Raw genomic sequence first — 23,445 nt, 5'->3', positions numbered from 1 at the left:
CTCCACAAGGTCGAAATGACAATCGTTATAACTTTTCAATTATGCTAACCACTAACCACTAACCGCTAAAACCTAACTTACCTGTTCTCCGTTTTTAATCTTTTTAGAAGCTTGTAATAAAACTACATTTCCATCTGTATTGTAAACACCAATAACCAAAATTTCACTCATAAAATCAGCTATTTGTCTTGGTGCAAAGTTTACGATTGCAGATACTTGTTTGTTTAGTAATTCTTCTTTAGAATACAAATCTGTTATTTGAGCACTTGATTTCTTAACTCCTAAATCGCCAAAATCAACAGTTAGTTGATATGCTGGTTTTCTTGCTTTTGGAAAATCGTTTACTTCTATAATGGTTCCTATTCTAATATCAACTTTTAAAAAGTCTTCGAATGTTATTTCTGGTTTCATAATTATTTTTTCTTTCTTCCCAATTTCTGAATCACCCAAAGCGGACCAATTAATAAAAATTGTAAATCTTTTGCAAAAGATGGTTTTTTACCTTCCACTTTATGTCCCCAAAACTGACCAATCCAAGCCAAAACAAATATGATTATAGAAGCATATAAAAGATTTGTATTATTTCCTAACCAGAAATTACCTACAATACATAATAAGATTACAAATAGCATATTTAAGAAATACCAAAACCCTAAACGTAAGTAAAAGAGATAAATTACAACACCAATTACTGCTGCCCAATTTTCTAAAAGCGGATTGTATAAACCAAAAGTACTTTCTAAAAATGAAGTTGGAATACTCATTAAAAGCCCAATAACACTAAAGAAAATTAACGGAACACAAATATAATGTACCAATTGGTTGGTTTCGTTTTGATGACTTACTGCATATTCATCAAACCATTGTTGTGCGGTTTTCATTTTTTATAAATTAAAGTTTAAAGATATGAGTATTTTTAGAAAAAGAGAATTAAATCTCTTAATGTGTTTTATTTCCAACCTTTACGAATCATTAATTGCTCTATATGTGCAAAATGATGATTGCAATGCCACGCATAAATACCAATATTTTCTTTCAAACTTACTTTTTCATTTCCTGAAGGATGTATAAAATCTTTTTCTAAATCACTTTCAGATAAACCATTTAACAAATAAACCCATTTAGCATGCAAAGCTTTTAAAGCATCAATTGATAAAGAAATTGGGCCAGAGGTAGAATCTTGTAATTCTGCCCAACGTTCTTCAAAATAAGCTTTAATTACTGGTGTGTCTTCAGTTATAGTCCATTTGAAACGAGTGTAAGAATTATGATGACTGTCATAACAATGGTGTACAACTTGTCTAATTGTCCAGCCATTTTCTCTGTAATGAGTATCTAATTGATTTTCCGATAAATCTTTGGTTAAAAATTCTAATTCTTGTGGAAATTTTTCTAACACAGAAATCCATTCTTCAATATCTTTTTTTGTGATATTCTCTAGGATATTTGCTTTTCCTATTGGGTATTGTAATTGTTCTAGCGTCATTTATTTTATAAATTTAGACAAGAATAAGAATTTTAAAAGACTAATTAATGTGTTTAAATATAATTTTCAATATGATTAAGCGAAATATAAATGGTTATAAGATGTAAGAAATTAAAGTTTAGAATCTCCTATCAATTTATTAATCACTTTATAAGTCATTTCAAAACCTGGTTGTTTAGGGTTTCCTTCCCAAACTACAATTCCTTCAGGGTTTATAATAATACAATAAGGAATTCCAGTAATTTTAAGTTCAGCAGCCATTTTGGCTTTGCTGTCAACTCCACTGAAATATTCAATTTGTTCTTTTTTAAACCTTTTTATTTTCGATTTAGATTGATTGCTAAGTCCAATAATCACTAAATCTTCTTTAAATTCTTTTTGATATTCGTTTAAGTCAGGAATTCCTTGAATACAAGGTCCACACCAAGTTGCCCAAAAATCGACCAATACAAATTTGCCTTTGGTTTCTGGAACTTCAGAAATCCATTTTTTTACATACAATTCTGGAGCTTTCTTATTGATAAAAGATTTTGCGAACATTTGTTTCTCTTGCGCATAAGAAGTCATAAAAAATAGACCGATAAATAATACTACTAATTTTTTCATTTATTTTGATTGAATTGATGTTCGGCAAAACTAATCGTATAAAGTTATTAGAATCCCTATGTTTTGTTAATTAAGTAGAAATTGTGATTTTAATAAATTCTTTCAAGTCATTAATAAAAAAAAATAATTAAATCTAACAATCTAAACCCGATCTACTTTTATTTTTCTTGGAATTTATCTTGAGCGAAGTCGAAAGGTCAATGGAAAAGAAAAGCGAGAAAAACAAGTCTTAACAAATCTTATTTATTAGAACTAATTTCGAGGATTACAAAACATTAAACCTTTTAATAAAACTAATATCAACACAAAAAACAAACGCTTCGAAATAAATAGACATCGTATTTTAAAACAAGTTAAAAATCTAAAAATCAGATAAATAAAGATAACTTTAACAGTTGAATATAATGTAAGAAACACTTACAAAATCTCAAAACCCTATTAAACCTTTATATTTGGTAGCTGATACAAGAAATAGTTACTAAATATAAAATTAAAATGGCAAAAACATTATTTGACAAAGTATGGGACTCACATGTAGTTCGTAGTGTAAAAGACGGACCAGATGTGTTTTTTATCGATCGTCATTTTATTCACGAAGTTACAAGTCCTGTTGCGTTTTTAGGATTAGAAAGCAGAGGAAATAGTGTTGTGTATCCAGAGCGTACTTTTGCGACTGCAGATCATAACACACCAACAATAAATCAACATTTACCAGTAGAAGATCCATTATCTGCGAATCAATTAGATGCGTTAGAAAACAATGCTAAAAAGCATGGAATTTCTCACTGGGGTTTAGGAGATAAAAATAACGGAATTGTACATGTTGTAGGACCAGAAAACGGAATTACATTACCAGGAGCAACAATTGTTTGTGGAGATTCTCATACTTCTACTCATGGTGCATTTGGTGCAATTGCTTTTGGTATTGGAACTTCGGAGGTAGAAATGGTATTGTCTACACAATGTATTATGCAACCGAAACCTAAAAAAATGCGTATCAACGTAAACGGAAAATTAGGTTTAGGAGTTACTCCAAAAGATGTTGCTTTGTACATTATTAGTAAACAAACAACTTCTGGTGCAACTGGTTATTTCGTAGAATATGCTGGAGATGTTTTTAGAGACATGTCTATGGAAGGTAGAATGACAGTTTGTAATTTGTCAATTGAAATGGGCGCAAGAGGAGGAATGATTGCTCCAGATGAAAAAACGTTTGAATATATTAAAGGACGTTCTTTAACTCCAAAAGGAGCAGATTGGGACAAAGCCATGAAATATTGGGAAACTTTATATACAGAAGATGACGCACAATTTGACGAGGAATTCAATTACGATGCTTCAGATATTGAACCAATGATTACTTATGGAACAAACCCAGGAATGGGAATGGGCGTAACAAAATCGATTCCAACAGCAGCAAATGTTGAAGGAGGAGCAGAAACCTATAAAAAATCGTTAGGATATATGTCTTTTAGCGAAGGCGATTCTATGATTGGTAAGCCAATTGATTTTGTCTTTTTAGGTTCTTGTACAAATGGAAGAATAGAAGATTTTAGAGCATTTTGTTCTATTGTTGAAGGACGAAAAAAAGCAGACAATGTTACTGCTTGGTTGGTTCCAGGTTCACATAAAGTAGTAGATCAAATTAACGCAGAAGGATTAGATAAAATAATTACAGATGCAGGTTTCGTTTTAAGAGAACCAGGTTGTTCTGCTTGTTTGGCAATGAATGATGATAAAATTCCAGCAGGAAAATTATCAGTTTCAACATCAAACAGAAACTTCGAAGGAAGACAAGGACCAGGATCTAGAACGTTATTAGCAAGTCCTTTAGTAGCTGCAGCATCTGCAGTAGAAGGAGTAGTTACAGATCCAAGAACATTATTAACAGCATAAATAGTATAAGAGTTGAAAAGTAAAAAGTGTAAAAGTTCGCAACAGTAAGAACTTTGAAACTTTGAAACTTTGGAACTTTACAAACAACAAAACAATGGCTTACGATAAATTTGAAGTATTAACAAGTACAGCATATCCATTACCAATTGAGAATGTAGATACAGATCAAATAATTCCAGCTCGTTTCTTAAAAGCAACAGAGCGTGTAGATTTTGATAAGAACTTTTTCCGTGATTGGAGATACAATCAAGATGGAACACCAAAAGCAGATTTCCCTTTAAACAAAGAGATTTATGCTGGTTCTAAAATATTAGTTGGAGGTAGAAATTTCGGTTCAGGTTCTTCAAGAGAGCACGCAGCTTGGTCTGTGTACGATTTTGGTTTACGTTGTGTAATTTCTTCTGCATTTGCAGATATTTTTAAAGGAAATTGCTTGAATGTTGGTGTGTTACCAGTTCAAGTTTCTCCAGAATTCGCAGACAAATTATTTGATGCAATTATGGCAGATCCAAAAACGGAAATCAAAGTAGATTTGCCAAACCAAAAAGTAACGTTGGTTGCTACTGGTGAAAGTGAATCTTTTGATATTAATGCCTACAAAAAAGACAATATGTTAAACGGTTTTGATGATATTGATTACTTAAAAAACATCGAAAACGAAATTTCTGCATTTGCTGAAACAAGACCATTTTAAAAAACATTTTTTAAGGTTGATTTATGGCTGGTAGAAAAATAGAAATAATGGATACGACACTGCGTGATGGCGAACAAACATCAGGAGTGTCGTTTTCGGTTTCAGAAAAACTAACAATTGCAAAATTATTGTTAGAAGAATTGAAAGTAGATCGTATTGAAATTGCATCTGCAAGAGTTTCTAAAGGAGAATTAGAGGCCGTTCAAAAAATAACTTCTTGGGCTTCAGAAAATAATCAACTAGAAAAAATAGAGGTTTTAACCTTTGTTGATGGTGGAAAATCGATTGATTGGATGATTTCTTCTGGTGCGAAAGTTCAGAATTTATTAACCAAAGGTTCTTTAAACCACTTAACGCATCAACTTAAAAAAACACCAGAACAACATTTTGCGGATATCAAATCTACGATTGAATTAGCTGCAAAAAATGGTATTAAAACCAATGTTTATTTAGAAGATTGGTCTAATGGAATGCGAAATTCCAAAGATTATGTTTTTGAGTATTTAGATTTTTTAACTGCTCAAAATATTGAACGCGTTTTATTACCAGACACTTTAGGGATTTTAACACCAGATGAAACGTTTAAATTTATTACGGAAGTTCGTAATAAATACCCAAATACACATTTTGATTTTCATGGTCATAACGATTACGATTTAGGTGTTGCAAATGTAATGGAAGCTGTAAAAGCAGGTTCAAACGGATTGCATTTAACTATAAATGGAATGGGAGAACGTGCAGGAAATGCACCTTTAGCAAGTGTAATTGCAGTAATTAACGACTTTTTAAAAGAAGTTGAAGTGACTGTAAATGAAACTGCTTTAAATAAAGTCAGCAAGTTGGTTGAAACTTTTTCAGGCTTTCGAATTCCTGTAAATAAACCAGTTGTTGGTGCAAATGTTTTTACGCAAACTGCTGGAATTCATGCAGATGGAGATAATAAAAATAATTTATATTTCAACGATTTAATGCCAGAACGTTTTGGAAGAAAACGTAAATATGCATTAGGAAAAACATCGGGAAAAGCAAATATTCAGAAGAATTTACAAGATTTAGGTATCAGTTTAAATGATGATGAATTAAAGAAAGTAACCCAAAGAATTATAGAATTAGGAGATAAAAAGGAAGTGGTTTCTCAAGATGATTTGCCCTATATTATTTCTGATGTTTTAGATTCTGATACCATTGAAAAACGTGTTGTTGTAGAAAATTATGTTTTGGGACACGCAAAAGGAATGAAACCATCTACAACTTTACAGCTAATTGTGGAAGGAGTTCGTTACGAAGCACATGCACAAGGAGATGGACAATTTGATGCATTTATGAATGCTTTAAAGAAATTGTATAAAACACATAGTAAAAAAGAATTACCGAGTTTAATAGATTATGCAGTTAGAATTCCACCAGGAAGTCATTCAGATGCATTGTGTGAAACAATTATTACTTGGAAAAGAGAAAAAAACGAATTTATAACACGTGGTTTAGATTCAGATCAAACAGTATCTGCAATTAAAGCTACAGAGAAAATGTTGAATATAATATAATAGAATATAAGGAAGTATGAAGTAGGAAGCTTGAGGTCAAGAGTAAGAAGTATGAAAACTATGTTATTTTAATAATTAAGTTTTAATTCTAGCTCATAAATCTTCAAACTTCATACTCCCAACTTCAAACAAAAAATAATAAAAACAATGAAATTAAATATCGCATTATTAGCAGGAGATGGAATTGGACCAGAAGTAATAGACCAAGCTGTAAAAGTTTCGGATGCAATTGCTAAAAAGTTCAATCACGAAATTAATTGGAAACCAGCATTAACAGGAGCAGCAGCAATTGATGCAGTTGGAGAACCTTATCCAGATGAAACGCATGAAATTTGTGCGTCTTCAGATGCTGTGTTGTTTGGTGCAATTGGGCATCCACGTTTTGATAATGATCCTTCTGCAAAAGTAAGACCAGAACAAGGTTTGCTAAAAATGCGTAAGAAATTAGGGTTGTTTGCGAATGTTAGACCAACATTTACTTTTCCTTCTTTATTAGATAAATCACCTTTAAAAAGAGAAAGAATTGAAGGAACAGATTTGGTTTTTTTACGTGAATTAACAGGTGGAATTTACTTTGGAGAAAAGGGGAGAAGAGATGATGGAGAAACAGCTTTCGATAATTGTGTTTACACAAGAGCAGAGGTGCAAAGATTGGCTAAAAAAGGTTTCGAATTAGCAATGACTCGTGGTAAAAAATTATGTTGTGTAGATAAAGCTAACGTTTTAGAAACTTCAAGATTATGGAGAGAAACTGTGCAAGCAATGGAAAAAGATTATCCAGAAGTGGAAGTTTCTTACGAATTTGTAGATGCAGTTGCCATGCGTTTAGTTCAGTGGCCAAATAGTTACGATGTTTTAATTACGGAAAACTTATTCGGAGATATTTTAACGGATGAAGCATCTGTAATTTCTGGTTCTATGGGGTTAATGCCAAGTGCATCTTTAGGTTCTGACATTGGGTTATTTGAGCCAATTCACGGTTCTTATCCACAAGCAACAGGATTAAATATTGCAAATCCAATGGCTACAGTATTATCTGCAGCAATGATGTTCGAAAACTTCGGTTTACAAGAAGAAGGAAAAGCAATAAGAGATGCTGTAAACAATGCTTTAAATAAAGGAATTGTAACAGAAGATTTAGCTGATGGAGGAAAATCTTACGGAACAAAAGAAGTAGGGGACTGGTTAGCAGAAAATATCTAGAATTTTAATTTTAGATTGAAAATATTTAAAAAGCTCTTGAGAAATCAAGAGCTTTTTAATTTAATTTATTACTTTATCCTTACAGCTTGCGTAGCAAAAGACAATCCTTGTTGCCCAACTGTAGAATTCATAATTCCTTCAAACAATGGTTCTGGACAATCTTTAGGAATTTTCCATTCGAATATAAAATTAGAACCTGTTCCACCTTTTACATCAATTTCATCGATAATTATTTCTGCGGTTTCTAAAGGTGCTAAATATATGGGTTGATTAAAATATTTACGAACAACTTTTCCATGAGTATCATAATAATCTGCTTTTAAGATATAAATAGTGTCTATATCACTTGTATTTCTTAAACTTACCATAGAAGTTAGATTGTGTGTTTTATGTTCTGATACACTATATATTTGAGCATAAATTGATAAATATGATTTACCAAATTCTAAAGAATCTTTTACTTTTATATTTGCAGTTCTTTTAGACCAGTTTTCTGGATTTATTGAGCTAATTTCTTTTTGCTTGTTACAAGCAAAAACCAATATGGTAAAGGTTAGTAAGGTGATTATTTTTTTCATTTTAGTTTGATTTTTATATTTTAAAAAAGATCAAATTAACACTTATTTTATTCTTAACAAAGGATGATTTGAACCTCCAATTTCTTTTTTTATGACTTCAAATTTATCAATATTTTGAAAAAGTTTTGTGAGACTTTTAAAACCATAACTTCTTGGATCGAAACTAGGATCTATTTTTCTAATATTTAAACCCAAAGTAGAAATATAAGCAATGTCATCTTCATTAGTAGAGATATCGAAAGCTTTATTTATTGTTTTCCAATCTTCTTTAGAAAGTTTAATTTTTTCTGTAACATTTTTTGCTTTTGGAGTACTGGTTTGCTCTTTCGATTTTACTTTTTTAGTTTCTGGTTCTTCACTTTTTAAATTTTCTGTAAACGTGAAAACCTCACAAGATTTTACAAAAGCTTCTGGTGTTTTTTTCTCTCCAATTCCCATAACATATAAGCCTTCTTCTCTAATTCTCTTGGCTAAACCTGTATAATCGCTATCACTAGAAACTATACAAAAACCTTCTATATTTTTGCTGTGTAAAATGTCCATTGCATCAATAATCATAGAACTGTCTGTAGAGTTTTTACCTGTAGTGTAAGCAAATTTTTGAATAGGACTTATAGAATGTTGATTGATTATTGATTTCCAACTATTCATTTGTTGTGAAGTCCAATCACCATAAATACGCCTTATAGTTGCTTTTCCATATTTAGAAACTTCTTCTAATATTTCTTTTAACAGTTTAGGCTGCGCATTGTCTCCATCTATAAGTACAGCTATATTAAATTTACTTTCCATTTTTTTTATGATTTATTTTCTAATCAATTTTAGAAAAAAGAAGTTATATTTTTTTGTATGAATATCTAAAAAAAAGCCTTTCAATTTTGAAAGGCTTCATATTTTTATCTGTAAATTTTATCGTATAAATCTTGATAAATCTTTTTAATAATTGCCCTTTTCATTTTCATTGTTGGTGTTAAATGTCCACCATCAATTGTCCAAACTTCTGGAGTTAACTCGAAACGTTTAATTTGTTCCCATTTACCAAAATTACTATTACATTCATCTACTTCTTCTTGAATTCGTTTTATAATTATTTCTGAAGTAGCTATTTCTTTTTCTGTTTTACCAATTTTAAGTCCTTTTTTGTCTATCCAATCTTTTATAAACTCAAAATTTGGTTGAATAATTGCTGCTGGCATTTTTTCATTTTCACCAACAACCATCACTTGTTCTATAAATAAAGATTGTTTTAATTGTCCCTCTAATAATGGCGGAATTACATATTTTCCACCAGAAGTTTTAAACATTTCTTTTGTTCTTCCAGTAATTTTTAAGAATCCATCTGCATCAATTTCTCCTTTATCTCCAGAATGGAAGTAACCATCTTTTAAGACTTCAGCCGATTTTTCTGGGTCTTTATAATAACCCATCATTACATTAGGTCCTTTTATTAAAATTTCTCCAGTTTCTGCAATTTTAACTTCTACACCACTAATCACTTTACCAACAGTTCCTGGTCTAAAACCTCCATTTCTAACATCGTTTACAGAAGTTACAGGTGAAGTTTCTGTTAAACCATAACCTTCCATAATTGGCATATTAGCAGCAGCAAAAACTCTTGTTAATCTTGTTTGAAGTGCAGCACTTCCTGAAACCATCAATTTTAATTCTCCTCCAAGAGCAGCTTGCCATTTAGAAAAAATTAATTTTCTAGCAAGACCCAATTGCTTTTCATACCACCAACCATTTTCTCCATAAGGTTTGTATTTTAAACCTAAATTTACAGCCCAGAAGAACAATCCTTTTTTAATTCCTGTTAAAGATTCTCCTTTTAAAACTATTTTATCGTAGATTTTCTCATACAAACGCGGAACAGCTGTCATAACGTTTGGTTTTATTTCTTGAGCGTTTTCTGTCAATTTTTCAATTGATTCTGCGAAATAAACAGATACACCACAATATTGATATAGGTACAAAATCATTCTTTCGAAAATATGACAGATTGGTAAAAAACTCAATCCTCTATCTTTTCCATAATCTAAAGGAACTCTTTCAAAAGCACTTAAGACATTGGTAACTACGTTTTTGTGAGACAACATAACACCTTTTGGTCTTCCTGTTGTTCCAGAAGTATAAATTAAAGTAGCTAAATCTTCTGGTTTTACATTGTTCTTTCTTTCTTCAACAATGTTTTGATTGCTAGTATCTTCACCAGATTTTAAAACTTCTTTCCAGCTTTTTTCTCCAGCAATATCATCAAAAGTAAAAACACCTTTTAAATGTGTATTTCCTTTTATAGCATTTAGTTTTTCTAATACTTCAACATCAGAAACAAAACAGTAAATAGCTTCTGAATGATTTAAAACATACTCATAATCTTCTTTACAAATTGTTGGGTAAATAGGTACATTTTGTGCACCAGTTTGTAAAACACCAATATCACAAATATTCCATTCGGTTCTATTGGTTGATGAAATTACTGCAATTTTATCATTTGGTTGCACTCCTAAATTAATTAGTCCTCTACTAATTTTATTGGCTTCATCTATATATTCTTTTGTAGATATACTTACCCATTCGCCACTAGTTTTAGAGGTAAATGCTTTTTGTAAATTGTAGGCTTCTAATTGATAATAAGGAAAATCAAATAATCTCGTAATTTCTATTGCCATAAGTTATATTTTCTGCAATGCAAAATAGGGAAATTCCCTTAATATGACAAATAGAAAATTAAATGCTTTTTTATTAAGAATTATATATTTTTTTATGCAAATTTTTATATTTTTCTTTAATAACTTTTCTTTTCATTTTCATTGTAGGAGTTAAATGACCATCTTCAATTGTCCATTCATCTGGTGTAATTTCAAACTTTTTAATTTGTTCCCATTTTCCAAATTTTTTATTATAAAAATCTACTTCTTTTTGAATTCTCTTTATCAGTTTTTTATTTGAAGTAATATCTTCAATTGTATGTTTTTTTCTTTTTGCCCATTCGTAAACAAAATCAAAATGAATTTGAATAATGGCAGCAGGCATTTTTTCTCCTTCACCAATTACCATAATTTGTTCTATAAATCTCGATTTTTTAAATTCACTTTCTAAAGCTGAAGGAGCAATGTATTTTCCACCAGAAGTTTTAAATATTTCTTTTTTTCTGTCTGTAATTGTTAAAAAACCATTTTCATCAATAGTACCAATGTCGCCAGTATGTAAATAATCATTAATTATGGTTTTATTGGTCATTTCTTCGTTTTTGTAATAACCTAACATCACATTTTTTCCTTTCATTAAAATTTCTCCATCATCAGCAATTTTAAGAGTTACACCTTCTAAAGGTTTACCCACAGAACCTATTTTTAATCCGTTATTTCTAACATCATTTACAGTTCCTGCAGGCGAAGATTCTGTCATTCCATAACCTTCATAAACAGGAATTTCTGCTGCTGTAAAAACTCTGATTAATCTGTCTTGTAAAGGCGCGCTTCCAGAAATCATAAATTTTAATTCTCCTCCTAAAGCTTCTCTCCATTTAGAAAAAATAAGTTTATTTGCTATTTTTAGTTTGAAATGATACCAAGCTCCGTTTTTTTGATAAGGTTCATATTTTTCTCCTAGTTCTAATGCCCAAAAGAAAAGTTGTTTTTTTATACCTTTTAATTCGCTTCCTTTGTCTACTATTTTATCAAAAATCTTTTCCAATAATCTTGGCACAACCGCTAAATATCCAGGTTTTACTTCTCTAATATTATCGCCTATTTTCTCAATGCTTTCTGCAAAATAAACTTCATTTCCTAGATATAAGTTAAGGTAAGAAGCTGTTCTCTCGTATATATGACAAACTGGTAGGTAGCTTAAAATACGATTATTAACGTTATTTAAATCGAAAGCTTTTACAGTAGCAAAAACTGTAAAAACAATATTTTCATGACTCAACATAACTCCTTTTGGAGTACCTGTTGTACCAGAAGTGTAAATAATTGTTGCTAAATCATTTGGTTTAATGTTTTGTTTTCTTTCTTCTATTTCTTGTTGATAATTTTCTTTTTCGCCTAATTCTAAAAACGAATTCCAACTATAATTTTTAGTTGATTCTTCCAAAGAAAAGATTCCTTTTAATTTTGTTTTTGGGAGTATAGATTTTACCTTCTTGTACAAATCTGCATTAGAAACAAAACAATAAGTTGCATCTGAATGATCTAAAATATAGGCATAATCTTTTTCTGAAAGTGTTGCATATAAAGGAACATTTTGGGCGCCAGTTTGTAGAATTCCAATATCTAAAATATGCCAATTTGGGTTATTATTCTCTGTAATTACCGCAATTTTATCATTTGGTTGTACATCTAAACTTAATAACGAACTACTTACTTTATTGGCTAAATTGATATATTCTGTTGTTGAAATACTTTTCCAAAGAGCACTTTCTTTATAATTGTAACACTTTTCTAATGGATTATTTTCTTCTTGATGATAAGGAAAATCGAAAAGACGAGAAACTGTAATAGCCATAAAATATTATTTTATGACAAGGTAAGAAAAGATTTTTTTAATATAAAAAGGTTAGCAAATAGCTAACCTTTTTTGGTAGAATCAGTTTTTAAATTGATTCGGGGGGAAATATAAGAACTAGTATAATTAAAATTTAAAACAAAAAACTAGCTTACCTTTAGTAAGGTAAGCTAGTAATATCTGGTAAGTTAGCCCCTAATCCAACTGTTCCATTATGGTGCAATTTACTATTAACTTTTAAACTGTATATAGGTATTAATACCTATTTTTTATCTACAAGGTATTTACTGAAGCTTTTTCCGTTGATTTTTGTGTATTTAGAGTCAATTTCATAAGCTACATCCATATTAGAAATATCAAAACTACCATCTACTTTCATGTATTTAATATTTAAATCTTCTTCAAATTTTGAGCTATTAAAAGAAACTCCGTCATGAAACTTAGTGTATTTAAAAATAGCAGAATCTTTAAAAATTGAATTTGAAAAACTTACATTTTTATTAAATGTTGCGTATTTAAATGTAGCAATTTCATCGAAAACAGTATTTTGGAAACTAATATCTTTATCAAATTTTGCATATTTAAAAGTAGAATCATCATCAAAACTACTTCCAGAAAAATCTGCATCTCTTTCAAAACGAGAATATTTAAACATTGCTTTTCTTTCGAAATTACAGTCTTTAAAAATAGTGATATCTTCAAAACTTGCAGTAAAAGTATAACCAGAATCTTCATCTGGGATGTATGCTAAAACATCATCTTTAAACGTACAATTTGTAAAAGAAATTTTTACATCTATCATTTTTTTAATTTGATTGCTGTAATTATTATTGCTCCCCCAGTTAAACCAACTACTTTTTTTCTTTTTAGGAAGTTTCTCTAATGCTTCATCCATATAAGTGAAATCTAATGTACCAACAATAGTTACATTATTATAGGAAATCGATTTTCCGTTTTTAATATCTTTCATAATATCTGAAGCTTCTACAGTTTTTTGTGCAAAACTTATAGTTGCTGATAAAAAAAGACAAATACCTAAAAGTGTAAATTTATTTTTCATTTTATTTGAGTTTTAAAGTGTTTTATTAAATGACCACTCAAAAGTTAAAATGTGACAGTTTTTATAAAATAAACGTAATTATAAACGCTGTTTTTCCATTTTTAGAGTTAAAATGAATACTTCCTTTATGTGCTTCAACAATACTTTTAGTAAGTGTTAAGCCAATTCCAGAACCATTTTTACGAGTTGTAAAATATGGTACAAAAATATTTTCTTTTATTTCATTAGAAATACCAATTCCGTTATCGGAAATTTCTAAATGTAGTCGATTATTTTCTTCTGTAAGTTGAATTTCAATTTCTGGATGTTCAGTTTCTGCAAGTGCATACAAACAATTTGATATTAAATTGATGAGAATTTGTTCAATTTGATTTTTATCCGCATTAATTATAAAATTATCACTTGAATTAAAAATTAAGTTGATTTTTTTAACCAAAAATTCTTGTTTATAGAGTTCTAATGTATTCTGAATAGTATCTGTTAAACTAATTTCTTTCTTATTTGGCAAAGGCAATTCTGCCAATTTTCTATATGTATCTACAAAAGAAGTTAAATGTAAAGAGCGTCTTTTAATAATACTTAAACCTTGTGAAAGTTCGTCAATAGTATCTTCGTCTGTATTTTCTTCTTGTAATAATGAATGTAAATTTTCCGCTAAACTACTAATAGGAGTAATGGTGTTTATAATTTCGTGCGACATTACATTCATTAATTTATACCAAGCTTCTTTCTCTTTTTTGTCAATTAATTGCTGAATTGTCTCTAAAGAAACTACCAAATATTCGAATTCATTGGTTTGTGTGACTGCAGTTTTTAGGAAGAAATTTTCTTTATCATCATTTATTTTTAAGGAAATAGTATTTCTAATTTCTTTCCAATCTTCAATAAAAGTAGATAATTCTCCTATTTTAGTTTGGAGTAAATTCCAATTGTAAAACTTCGGGATTTTTAAAAAGTTAGCAAATGCTTTATTGATTTGAAAAACGGATATTTCTCCATTCACGTCTTTTTTTAGAATTAAAATTCCAATTCCTAAACTTTCTATAATGTTGGTAAATATTAGTTGTTCGGATGTTTTAGATAGACTTTGTTTTCTGTGTTTTTCTAATAATAAAGCAGTTTTATTATGCAATGGATTCTTTCTTTTTTCAGCAGAAATCGTATTAGAATAATCGTCAAACAATAAACAATCTATCGATTTTTCGATATCTGTGAATAATTTTTTAAGGTATTCTGTAAAAAGGAAAAACTGAAATAAAAGGAATAAAGAGAAACCAATTGTATTAACAATAAACCCTTTTTTAAAGCTAAAAACGATTATTACTCCATTAATAATCAATAAAATTAATCGAATTACAATCTGAATATATTGTGGTTTTCCCATTTATAATTGATGTTTCTCTAATCTTCTGTACAAAGCAGCTCTTGTTAAGCCCAAATCTTTTGCAGCTTTAGAAATATTGCCTTGGTGTTTTGTAATTGCTTGCTGAATTAATACTTTTTCAGTTTCTTCTAAATTTAAACTTTCGCCTAAATTTACGTCAATTTTCTTTGCTGAAAAATGCAAGTCAGAAACTTCAATTTCATCATTATCTGTAATAATTACAGCTCTTTCCACAATATGTTCTATTTCTCTAATGTTCCCTGGCCAATGGTATTTTTCCATTGCTTTTAAAGCTTCCGAAGTAAAATTGGTTATTTTTTTTCGATATTTCTGTGTCAGTTTTTCAAGAAAATGAGTTGCTAATAATTTAATATCGTTTGTTCTTTCACGGAGTGGAGGCAAGTTCAATTCAATGGTATTTATTCTGAATAATAAATCTTGACGAAATGTTTCTTCATCCACCATTTTATGAATTGGCGCATTTGTAGCACAAATAATTCTGGCATCAATTTCTGTTTCTTTTCCTTCTCCTAAACGTGTAACTTTCCGATTCTGAATAACAGTTAATAATTTAGATTGTAAATGCAGTGGTAAATTCCCAATTTCATCTAAAAAAATTGTGCCACCTTTTGCCAATTCGAATCTACCTAAAGTGTCTTTATGTGCATCTGTAAAGGCTCCTTTTACGTAACCAAACAATTCACTTTCGAATAAATTTTCATTTAAAGAACCTAAATCTACGTGAATAAAAGGATAATTTTTTCTGTTCGATTGTAAATGAATTTCTTTAGCGAACACATATTTTCCTGTTCCATTTTCGCCTAAAATTAAAACATTGGCATCTGTTGGTGCTACTTTTTTAACCAAATTCATGGCAGATTGCATTGCAGTAGAATTCCCAATAATGTGTTCTGTTTTCTGATGAAACTCTTTGTCTTGGTGTTCTTGAATCGTTTCTAACTGAGTGTTTTTTCTTTTAGAACGAGATAATTCTACACCTGCATTTACAGAAGTGTAGAGTTTTTCTGTTGTCCAAGGTTTTAAGATAAAATCGGTTGCGCCTTTTTTAATGGCATCTACAGCCAAATTAACGCTTCCAAATGCAGTCATTAGAAGAATGGTAGTTTCTGGGCTAATTTCTTTAATGTTTTTTAGCCAATACAAACCTTCTTTTCCATCTTCGAAACCAATTCTATAATTCATATCTAACAATACAACATCTATTGTGTTCTTCGTTAAATGCGAATTTATATTTTGTGGATTATTTTCAGTAATTATTTTTGAAAAGTATTTTTTCAAGCTAATTCTGGCGGAAAACAGAATATCATCATCATCATCTACAATTAAAATGGTTGCTTCTTTTTTTCTCATAGTACATAATTAGTGTTTTGTTTGAATATGAACAAAAATATGTCCGTTTTTGAACACTCTTAATTTTTGATAAATACATATAATATTGAAAATCAATATTTTAAAATTTATTTTTCGTTGGCATATTTGTGGCATATCAATTACCAAACGAAATAGAATTTATGGATACTCAAATAAAACCTAAAAATAAAAAAACTAAAAAAATGCTCTTATGGGGAATTCCTGCTGTTATTTTATTGGCAGTAATTTTAATGAATGCTACTAGAAAAAAGCAAGTCAATCTTAAAAAAGATAATATTAGTATTCGTGAAGTTATCAAAGGAGATTTCGAAGACGTTATTTTATTTAATAGTACAGTAGAACCTAAAACTTCTGTTTTGGTGAATGTAATTCAAGGTGGTTCTGTTTCAGAAATTTTTGTGGAAAGTGGACAAATCATCAAAAAAGGAACGCCACTTTTAAAGGTTTATAACCCAAATGCAGAACTGAATTACTTAACCCAAGAAACTGCAATGGTAGAGCAAATTAATAATTTAAGAAACTTACGTGTGAATATTAAAAATCAGCAATTGAGTTTAGATCAACAATTATTAAGTATCGACAATGATTTTAGAAATGCAGACAGACAATATAAATTAGATTCAACTCTATATAAAAAAGAAGTGATTGCAAAAAACGATTATCAGAAAACACAACAAGAATATTCTTTTCAAAAAGAAAGAAGTGGTGTGATTAAAAAGAGTGTTTTCAACGAGAAAAAAAGTAGAGATAATCAATTAGCAAGAATAAATACTTCTTTGTCGAATATGGAAAAGAGTTTAGAATTATTGTACAAAAACAAAGAGAATTTCGTGGTAAAAGCACCTGTAGATGGTTTGTTGTCTTCATTCAATCCTATTTTAGGAGAAAGCTACAATCAAGGTCAACCAATTGGAAAAATGGATGTTTTAGATGGTTATAAATTGGTTGCAAAAGTCGATGAATATTACAATTCTAAATTACAAGAAGGTATTTCTGGAACTGTTGCCTTAAACGCAAAAAACTACGATGTAAAATTATCGAAAGTGTTTTCTGAAATTGTTGGAGGACAATTCAAATTAGAATTAAATTTTAAACAAGATTCACTTTCCAACGAGGTAAAAAGAGGAATGTCTTTAAAAACGAAAGTATTTTTATCAGGTAAAACAGAAGCTTTATTATTAAGCAAAGGATTATTTTATCAAAGTACAAATGGTAAATGGGTTTTTGTTTTAAATGGGGAGAATAAAGCTGTAAAAAGAAGCATTAAAATTGGTAGAGAAAATCCTTTTTATTATGAAGTTTTAGAAGGATTGCAAGTTGGAGATAAGGTAATTACATCGAGTTATGATGATTATAAAGAGGTTGAAGAGATAAACATTCAGTAGGCAGTATTCAGTCTGCAGTTGCAGTTTTCAGTAAAAATAAAATAACAATTTAAAAAATATAAGTGATGATAAAAATAACAGATTTAGTAAAGGTTTACAGAACAGAAGAAGTAGAAACAACAGCTTTAAATAAGTTGAGTTTAGAAGTTAAAAAAGGCGAATTTGTTTCTATAATGGGAGCTTCTGGTTGTGGGAAATCGACACTTTTAAATATTATTGGTTTGTTGGATGCTCCAAATAATGGAAGCTATCTTTTCGATGGAACAGAAGTGGCAACTTTCAACGAAAAACAAAGAGCAGGTTTACGTAAAGCTAATATTGGTTTTGTGTTTCAGAACTTTAATTTGATTGATGAATTAACAGTTTATGAAAATGTTGAATTACCCTTAATCTACAACAAAGTAAAAGCATCTGAAAGAAAAGAAAGAGTTACAGATATTTTAGAAAGAATAGGTATTGCTCACAGAGCTAAACATTATCCGTTACAATTATCTGGTGGACAACAGCAAAGAGTTGCAGTTGCAAGAGCTTTGGTAACTAACCCAAAATTGATTTTAGCAGATGAACCAACAGGGAATTTAGATAGCAAAAGCGGAAATGATGTAATGGAATTACTAACAGAATTACACGCAACTGGTGCAACAATTATAATGGTAACTCATTCCTCTTACGATGCACAATTTTCATCAAGAATTGTAACCTTAAAAGACGGAGAAATTATTTCTGAAAAAACAAATGAACATAAAGTAGATGTTTTAGTTGAATAAAGTCACTAAAGACAAAGGCGGTTAAAATTGTCATTCTCGTTAAAATGAGAAACTAAATTCATAAAAAAAAAACAGAACTTATGTTACAAATATGGTTTAAAATATTCTTTAGAAATAGCAAGAAAAACTGGCTAAATACATTGATAAATATCAGTGGATTAACACTTGGTTTGGCTGGTTTACTAATCATTTTATTATATCTAAATGAAGAAAAAAGTTACAATCAATGGAACCCAAATAAAAACGATGTTTATAGAGTAAATATAAAAAAAGCAAAATCTGGTGAAGTTTGGATAACTGCAAATGCTGGGATGTATTTAACGTATCCTAAAGAAATACCAGAAGTTACAGAGTCTTTAATGGTAAAGCCATTTTACAGAAGTAGAGTAATTCAATATAAAGATATTTTTGAATTTACAGACAAAACAATACTTACAGAACCACAGTTTTTTAACTTTTTTCCATTCAAAATTTTAGAAGGTTCCAAAGAAAACTTTGCAAAAACCAGAGATAATATTGCAATATCAAAAGAATATTCTGAAAGAATTTTTAAAGGTGAAAAAGCAGTTGGCAATTTGGTTAAAATCGACAATAAAGATTTTTTGGTAACCTGTGTTTATGAAATTCCTAAAAACTCACACCAAGAACCTCATTTGTTAATTCAGTTTTCTGAAGAATTTGAAGTGAATTGGGGAAACCATAATAATGAAGTTTTTTGTAGGGTTACAAAAGGAACAGATTTGGGAGAGTTAAAGCAAAAAATGAATAAAATTATTAATAACGTCCATAAAATTGCTGCTGAAGAAAACGGAATTACTGTTGAAGAATTTGACGAACGTTATGGAATACCAACTGTTCTTTTAGATAAATTAGATACAATGTATTTACACAATACAGCAAAAAGAGCTGGGCCAAGTGGAACAGGAAATTACCAATTATTAATAGTTTTGCTAGGTTTATCCATCCTGTTAATTATTATTTCTTGTGTCAATTTTATCAACTTATCTGTAGCGTCTGCAAGTCAAAGAGCAAAAGAAGTAGGAGTGAAGAAAACATTGGGTTTATCAAAAAAACAACTGCTTTTTCAATACGTTTTTGAGATTGTTTTGCAAGGGTTAATCTCGTTTGTTTTGGCGTTGGTTATTGTAGAATTAGCTTTGCCCTTTTTTAATCAATTTGTTGGGAAAGAAATTTCGATTTTGCATACAAATTCTTTGGTGACTTTATTTGTTACTTCAATTTTGATATCATTTTTTGTTGGTAGTATTCCTGCTTTGTATTTATCAAACTTTAAAGCGATTGAAGTTTTAAAAGGAAGTATTTCTAAAAGCAAAAAAGGAAATTTAGCAAGAAATATGATGCTTGGAGTTCAATTTTTAATATCAGGATTTTTTATTATCAGTATGTTAATTGTTGGGAGTCAAGTAAATTATATGATGGAAAAAGACTTGGGTTTTGACAAAGAACATGTGTTATCTGTTGCATTTTATAATAAAGTAGATAAATATAAAAAATACCAGTTAACGAGGGAAGTTTTAAGTCAAAATAAAAACATTAGTGGAGTTACTGCAAGTATGTTTGTGCCTGGTTATGGTTTTTCAAATGGAACAGATTTAAGACATAAAATAAATGATATTAGCTTTAATTCTGCTTCTAATTTAATAGATTTTAATTATATAGACTTTGCTGGAATTACGATTTTAAAAGGACGAAATTTTTTAAAAAATATTGCTTCAGATACGATTAATAAAGTTTTAATAAACGAAACTGCTGCCAAACAATTGGGCATTTTTAACAATCCTATTGGAGAAATTGTTAATGTTGGATGGCAAGAAGATAATGCTCCAGGTTTAGAAGTCATAGGAATGATAAAAGATTATCATTTTGATGGTTTTGATAAAGAAATAACACCAATGTTTTTAGGTATTTGGAATACTTTTGATTTTGCTAAAAATTGGATTTCAATGATTCAATTTAAAATAAAAGGAAATGATATTGATAAAACAATTGCTGAAATTGAAAGTTTTTGGAAACAAAATATAGACGCTAAATACCCTTTTAATTATGAGTTTTTAGACCAAAATTTTGCAGAAACTTATGAGAAGTATCAAAAACAACAAACGATGTTTTTAATATTGTCAATATTAGTGATTTTAATATCTCTTTTAGGTTTGTTTGCTTTGGCAACGTTAACAATTCAACAAAGGCTAAAAGAAGTTGCTATTAGAAAAACTTTAGGAGCATCAGTAAAAGAAATTATGTTTCAGTTATTGAAAAACTTCTTGAAAGTAGTGGTTATTTCTTCAATAATATTAATTCCGATTGCGTATTATTTTATGGAAAATTGGTTAGAAAACTTTGTTTACAGAGTAGAAATGCCAATACTGCCTTATGTCTTAACTCCAATTATCTTAATCATTTTAGTTTTTGTAGTTGTTGGTTTAAAAGCTTACAACGCAACAAAGATTGATTTAATCAAATACTTAAAATTCGAATAATTATGTTTAATACTTGGTTTAAAATATTTTATAAAAATAGCAAAAAGAATTGGCTAAATATTGTTATAAATATTGCAGGTTTAACTGTTGGTTTTGCTGGACTTTTATTGGTTTTATTATACCTAAATGACGAGGAAAGTTACAATGCCGAAAACCCAAATGTAAATGAAATTCATCGAGTAATTCATAAAATGTCTGATGGCAATATTTGGTCAAGTAGTACAAACTTAGAAGGCATAAAATATAAAGAAGAAGTTCCAGAAATTAATGATTTTCATCTAAGTGATGGATGGCTAGCAAGTTCTGTTGTAAACATTAATGGTAAAGAAATTTATGTAGAAGGTATTTTACAAGGAGATGCAAATTTTTTCTCTTTTTTTCCTTTTCAAATTATTGAAGGAAGTACCACCAAATTTGAAGAATCCAGAAATCACTTGGCAATATCAGAAGAAAAAGCAAAGTTGTTTTTTGGTAAAGAATCTGCAATAGGAAAAACTATTGATGCTTATAATAGAAGTTTTATTGTAACAACTGTTTACAAAATATCAGGCAAGCATTTTTTTATGCCAGATATAGTTATGCAGTATAAAAAAGATCTTGAAGGCAGTTGGGGAAGCTTCTCTAATACTCTATTTATAAAAACCAACAAGGGAATAGTTTTAGATGATGTTTCAAAAAAAGTAAATGATGTATGGTATAAAAACGCAACTTTGCCTCAAGCTAAAGAAGAAGGTATTTCTGTAGAAGAATTCAAAAAAAAATATGGAACAACTATAATTTTAGATCCTCTAAAAGATATTCGTTTAAAAACAATCGCAGATGATGCTGGTCCTGAAGGAAAAGGAAGCTATCAACTAATTTTAATTATGTTGTCTTTATCAATATTACTAATTATTATTTCTTGTGTAAATTTTATAAATCTATCTATTGCGTCTGCAACACAAAGAGCAAAAGAAGTTGGAGTTAAAAAAACATTAGGCCTTACTAAACTGATTTTAATAAGACAATATGCTTTAGAAATTGTAATACAAGGTTGTGTTTCGTTTATTTTCTCATTATTACTGGTAGAGCTTATTTTACCCAATTTTAATGATTTCATGAACAAAGAAATTTCAATTTTAAATTTCGAATTACTTTTTAAAGTTGCAATTATTGCTTTATTAGTATCAATAATTATTGGTTTTATACCAGCTATTTATTTGTCTAAATTTAAATCTGTAGAAGTATTAAAAGGTAATGTTTCTAGAAGTAAACAAGGTGTTTTTGCAAGAAACATAATGTTAGGTTTACAATTTTTAATTTCTGGTTTTTTTCTTGCAGCTTCTATTATAATTTACAATCAAGTAGATTTTATGATGCGTAAAGATTTGGGTTTTAAAGGAGACCAAGTTTTAATTGTACCTATGAATAAATATGATAATAGATATAAAAAATACGAGTTAGCTAAAAAAGAGTTGACTAAACACCCAAATATAGATGAAATAACAAGTAATTCTTATGTAATTGGAGGAGGAAGTTCTAACTCTACAAACGTAAATTATAAAGATATTTCTGTGCAAACATTTGCAAATGCTGTAGACTTTAATTATTTACAAACGATGGAAGTAAAGTTGCTTAAAGGTCGTTTTCTAGATGAAAATAAAGCTTCAGACACAATAAAAAACGTATTAATTAATGAAACCTTAGCTAAAGCTTTTAATATTTATGATGATCCTATTGGTAAAAAAATTAAACCAGGTTTTACAGATGAAAATAACAACGTAAAAGTATTTGAAGTAGTAGGTATGGTACAAGACTATCATACTTTTGGTTTCGATAGTAAAATAGAGCCAACTATGATGTTTCATTGGAACACTTTCGATTGGATGAAAAGAAATTTCTGGTGGGTACAATTTAAAGTAAAATCTAGCGACGTTCAAGAGACTTTAAAAGTGGTAGAAAATTATTGGAAAGAAAATGTAGAACAGGGTTATCCTTTTAATCCACAGTTTTTAAATAAAAGATTCGAGAGAACTTATAAGAAATATCAAAAGCAGCAAACCTTATTTTTTATTTTAACGTCTGTAGTAATTATAGTTTCTTTATTAGGATTGTTTGCTTTGGCAACCTTAACAATTCAACAAAGATTGAAAGAAGTAGCCATTCGTAAAACGTTAGGTGCTTCCGTTAATGAAATTATGTTTGAACTCATTAAAAGTTTCTTGAAAATTACTTTAATTTCATCAATAATTCTAATTCCTATAACATATTACTTTATGCAAAATTGGTTAGAAAACTTTGTATATAGAATAGACATGCCTATTATTCCTTTTATTATTACGCCTATTTTATTATCAATTTTAGTATTTGTAGTTGTAGGTTTAAAAGCATATAATGCCACTAAAATAGACTTGATAAAATATTTAAAATTCGAATAAAGAAAAAAACCGTCACAAATTAAAAATTA

Annotated in this window: 19 protein-coding genes; 8 read left to right on the top strand and 11 right to left on the bottom strand. The window is 29.2% G+C overall.

The window, feature by feature from the left end:
• Positions 1–72: 72 nt before the first annotated feature.
• The 4 genes from H9W90_RS05565 to H9W90_RS05550 all read right to left on the bottom strand — a co-directional run bounded on the left by H9W90_RS05565 (position 73) and on the right by H9W90_RS05550 (position 2,092).
• Entirely contained in the window at positions 73–411 is a 339-nt protein-coding gene (locus tag H9W90_RS05565; protein WP_187483467.1) for a tRNA-binding protein, read from the bottom strand.
• A gap of 2 nt (positions 412–413) precedes the next feature.
• Positions 414–881 carry an Mpo1 family 2-hydroxy fatty acid dioxygenase gene (locus H9W90_RS05560; RefSeq protein ID WP_187483466.1) on the bottom strand — a complete coding sequence of 156 codons (468 nt, stop codon included), beginning with the start codon at positions 879–881 and terminating at the stop codon, positions 414–416.
• A gap of 68 nt (positions 882–949) precedes the next feature.
• On the bottom strand, positions 950–1,486 hold the full coding sequence (locus H9W90_RS05555; RefSeq protein WP_187483465.1) for a YfiT family bacillithiol transferase: 537 nt from the start codon (positions 1,484–1,486) through the stop codon (positions 950–952).
• A gap of 111 nt (positions 1,487–1,597) precedes the next feature.
• Complete coding sequence (locus H9W90_RS05550; RefSeq protein ID WP_187483464.1) at positions 1,598–2,092, bottom strand: TlpA family protein disulfide reductase; 495 nt, start codon at positions 2,090–2,092, stop codon at positions 1,598–1,600.
• A gap of 495 nt (positions 2,093–2,587) precedes the next feature.
• Here H9W90_RS05550 and leuC point away from each other — a divergent pair, with 495 nt between their 5' ends.
• From leuC to leuB, 4 genes are all read left to right on the top strand, one after another.
• Positions 2,588–3,988 (top strand): 3-isopropylmalate dehydratase large subunit, encoded by a 1,401-nt coding sequence (gene leuC / locus H9W90_RS05545; RefSeq protein ID WP_187483463.1) that lies wholly within the window; start codon positions 2,588–2,590, stop codon positions 3,986–3,988.
• 94 nt (positions 3,989–4,082) lie between these two features.
• Positions 4,083–4,682 (top strand): 3-isopropylmalate dehydratase small subunit, encoded by a 600-nt coding sequence (gene leuD, locus H9W90_RS05540; protein WP_187483462.1) that lies wholly within the window; start codon positions 4,083–4,085, stop codon positions 4,680–4,682.
• 23 nt (positions 4,683–4,705) lie between these two features.
• Positions 4,706–6,226 carry a hydroxymethylglutaryl-CoA lyase-like TIM-barrel protein gene (locus H9W90_RS05535; protein WP_187483461.1) on the top strand — a complete coding sequence of 507 codons (1,521 nt, stop codon included), beginning with the start codon at positions 4,706–4,708 and terminating at the stop codon, positions 6,224–6,226.
• 147 nt (positions 6,227–6,373) lie between these two features.
• Complete coding sequence (gene leuB, locus H9W90_RS05530; RefSeq protein ID WP_088355099.1) at positions 6,374–7,429, top strand: 3-isopropylmalate dehydrogenase; 1,056 nt, start codon at positions 6,374–6,376, stop codon at positions 7,427–7,429.
• Between the two features lie 68 nt (positions 7,430–7,497).
• On the opposite strand, the gene H9W90_RS05525 is transcribed toward leuB, so the two are convergent.
• The 7 genes from H9W90_RS05525 to H9W90_RS05495 form a co-directional block, all read right to left on the bottom strand.
• Entirely contained in the window at positions 7,498–8,007 is a 510-nt protein-coding gene (locus tag H9W90_RS05525) for a DUF3124 domain-containing protein (RefSeq protein WP_187483460.1), read from the bottom strand.
• Positions 8,008–8,049: 42 nt separating this feature from the next.
• Positions 8,050–8,799 (bottom strand): NYN domain-containing protein, encoded by a 750-nt coding sequence (locus tag H9W90_RS05520; RefSeq protein ID WP_187483459.1) that lies wholly within the window; start codon positions 8,797–8,799, stop codon positions 8,050–8,052.
• A 104-nt stretch (positions 8,800–8,903) separates the two neighbouring features.
• Positions 8,904–10,676 carry an AMP-dependent synthetase/ligase gene (locus tag H9W90_RS05515; RefSeq protein WP_187483458.1) on the bottom strand — a complete coding sequence of 591 codons (1,773 nt, stop codon included), beginning with the start codon at positions 10,674–10,676 and terminating at the stop codon, positions 8,904–8,906.
• Between the two features lie 73 nt (positions 10,677–10,749).
• Complete coding sequence (locus H9W90_RS05510; RefSeq protein ID WP_187483457.1) at positions 10,750–12,513, bottom strand: AMP-dependent synthetase/ligase; 1,764 nt, start codon at positions 12,511–12,513, stop codon at positions 10,750–10,752.
• Positions 12,514–12,775: 262 nt separating this feature from the next.
• Positions 12,776–13,573: a pentapeptide repeat-containing protein gene (locus H9W90_RS05505; protein WP_187483456.1), complete on the bottom strand. Its 798-nt coding sequence runs from the start codon at positions 13,571–13,573 to the stop codon at positions 12,776–12,778.
• Between the two features lie 61 nt (positions 13,574–13,634).
• Complete coding sequence (locus H9W90_RS05500; RefSeq protein ID WP_187483455.1) at positions 13,635–14,957, bottom strand: sensor histidine kinase; 1,323 nt, start codon at positions 14,955–14,957, stop codon at positions 13,635–13,637.
• The gene (locus tag H9W90_RS05495) at positions 14,958–16,328 is read right to left on the bottom strand and encodes a sigma-54-dependent transcriptional regulator (protein ID WP_187483454.1); all 1,371 of its coding nucleotides are present in this window, start codon (positions 16,326–16,328) and stop codon (positions 14,958–14,960) included.
• A gap of 161 nt (positions 16,329–16,489) precedes the next feature.
• Between H9W90_RS05495 and H9W90_RS05490 the strand changes: the two genes are divergently transcribed.
• The 4 genes from H9W90_RS05490 to H9W90_RS05475 all read left to right on the top strand — a co-directional run bounded on the left by H9W90_RS05490 (position 16,490) and on the right by H9W90_RS05475 (position 23,416).
• On the top strand, positions 16,490–17,734 hold the full coding sequence (locus H9W90_RS05490; RefSeq protein WP_187483453.1) for an efflux RND transporter periplasmic adaptor subunit: 1,245 nt from the start codon (positions 16,490–16,492) through the stop codon (positions 17,732–17,734).
• A gap of 65 nt (positions 17,735–17,799) precedes the next feature.
• The gene (locus H9W90_RS05485; RefSeq protein ID WP_187483452.1) at positions 17,800–18,501 is read left to right on the top strand and encodes an ABC transporter ATP-binding protein; all 702 of its coding nucleotides are present in this window, start codon (positions 17,800–17,802) and stop codon (positions 18,499–18,501) included.
• An 80-nt stretch (positions 18,502–18,581) separates the two neighbouring features.
• A complete protein-coding gene (locus tag H9W90_RS05480) occupies positions 18,582–20,999 on the top strand; it encodes an ABC transporter permease (RefSeq protein WP_187483451.1) in 2,418 nt (805 codons plus the stop codon).
• A 2-nt stretch (positions 21,000–21,001) separates the two neighbouring features.
• Entirely contained in the window at positions 21,002–23,416 is a 2,415-nt protein-coding gene (locus H9W90_RS05475; protein WP_187483450.1) for an ABC transporter permease, read from the top strand.
• The last annotated feature ends 29 nt before the right edge of the window (positions 23,417–23,445 follow it).

This window comes from Polaribacter pectinis (assembly GCF_014352875.1).
Classification (GTDB): domain Bacteria; phylum Bacteroidota; class Bacteroidia; order Flavobacteriales; family Flavobacteriaceae; genus Polaribacter; species Polaribacter pectinis.
Note: the sequence above shows the minus strand (reverse complement) of the source record. Positions and strands in the feature narration are given on the sequence as shown.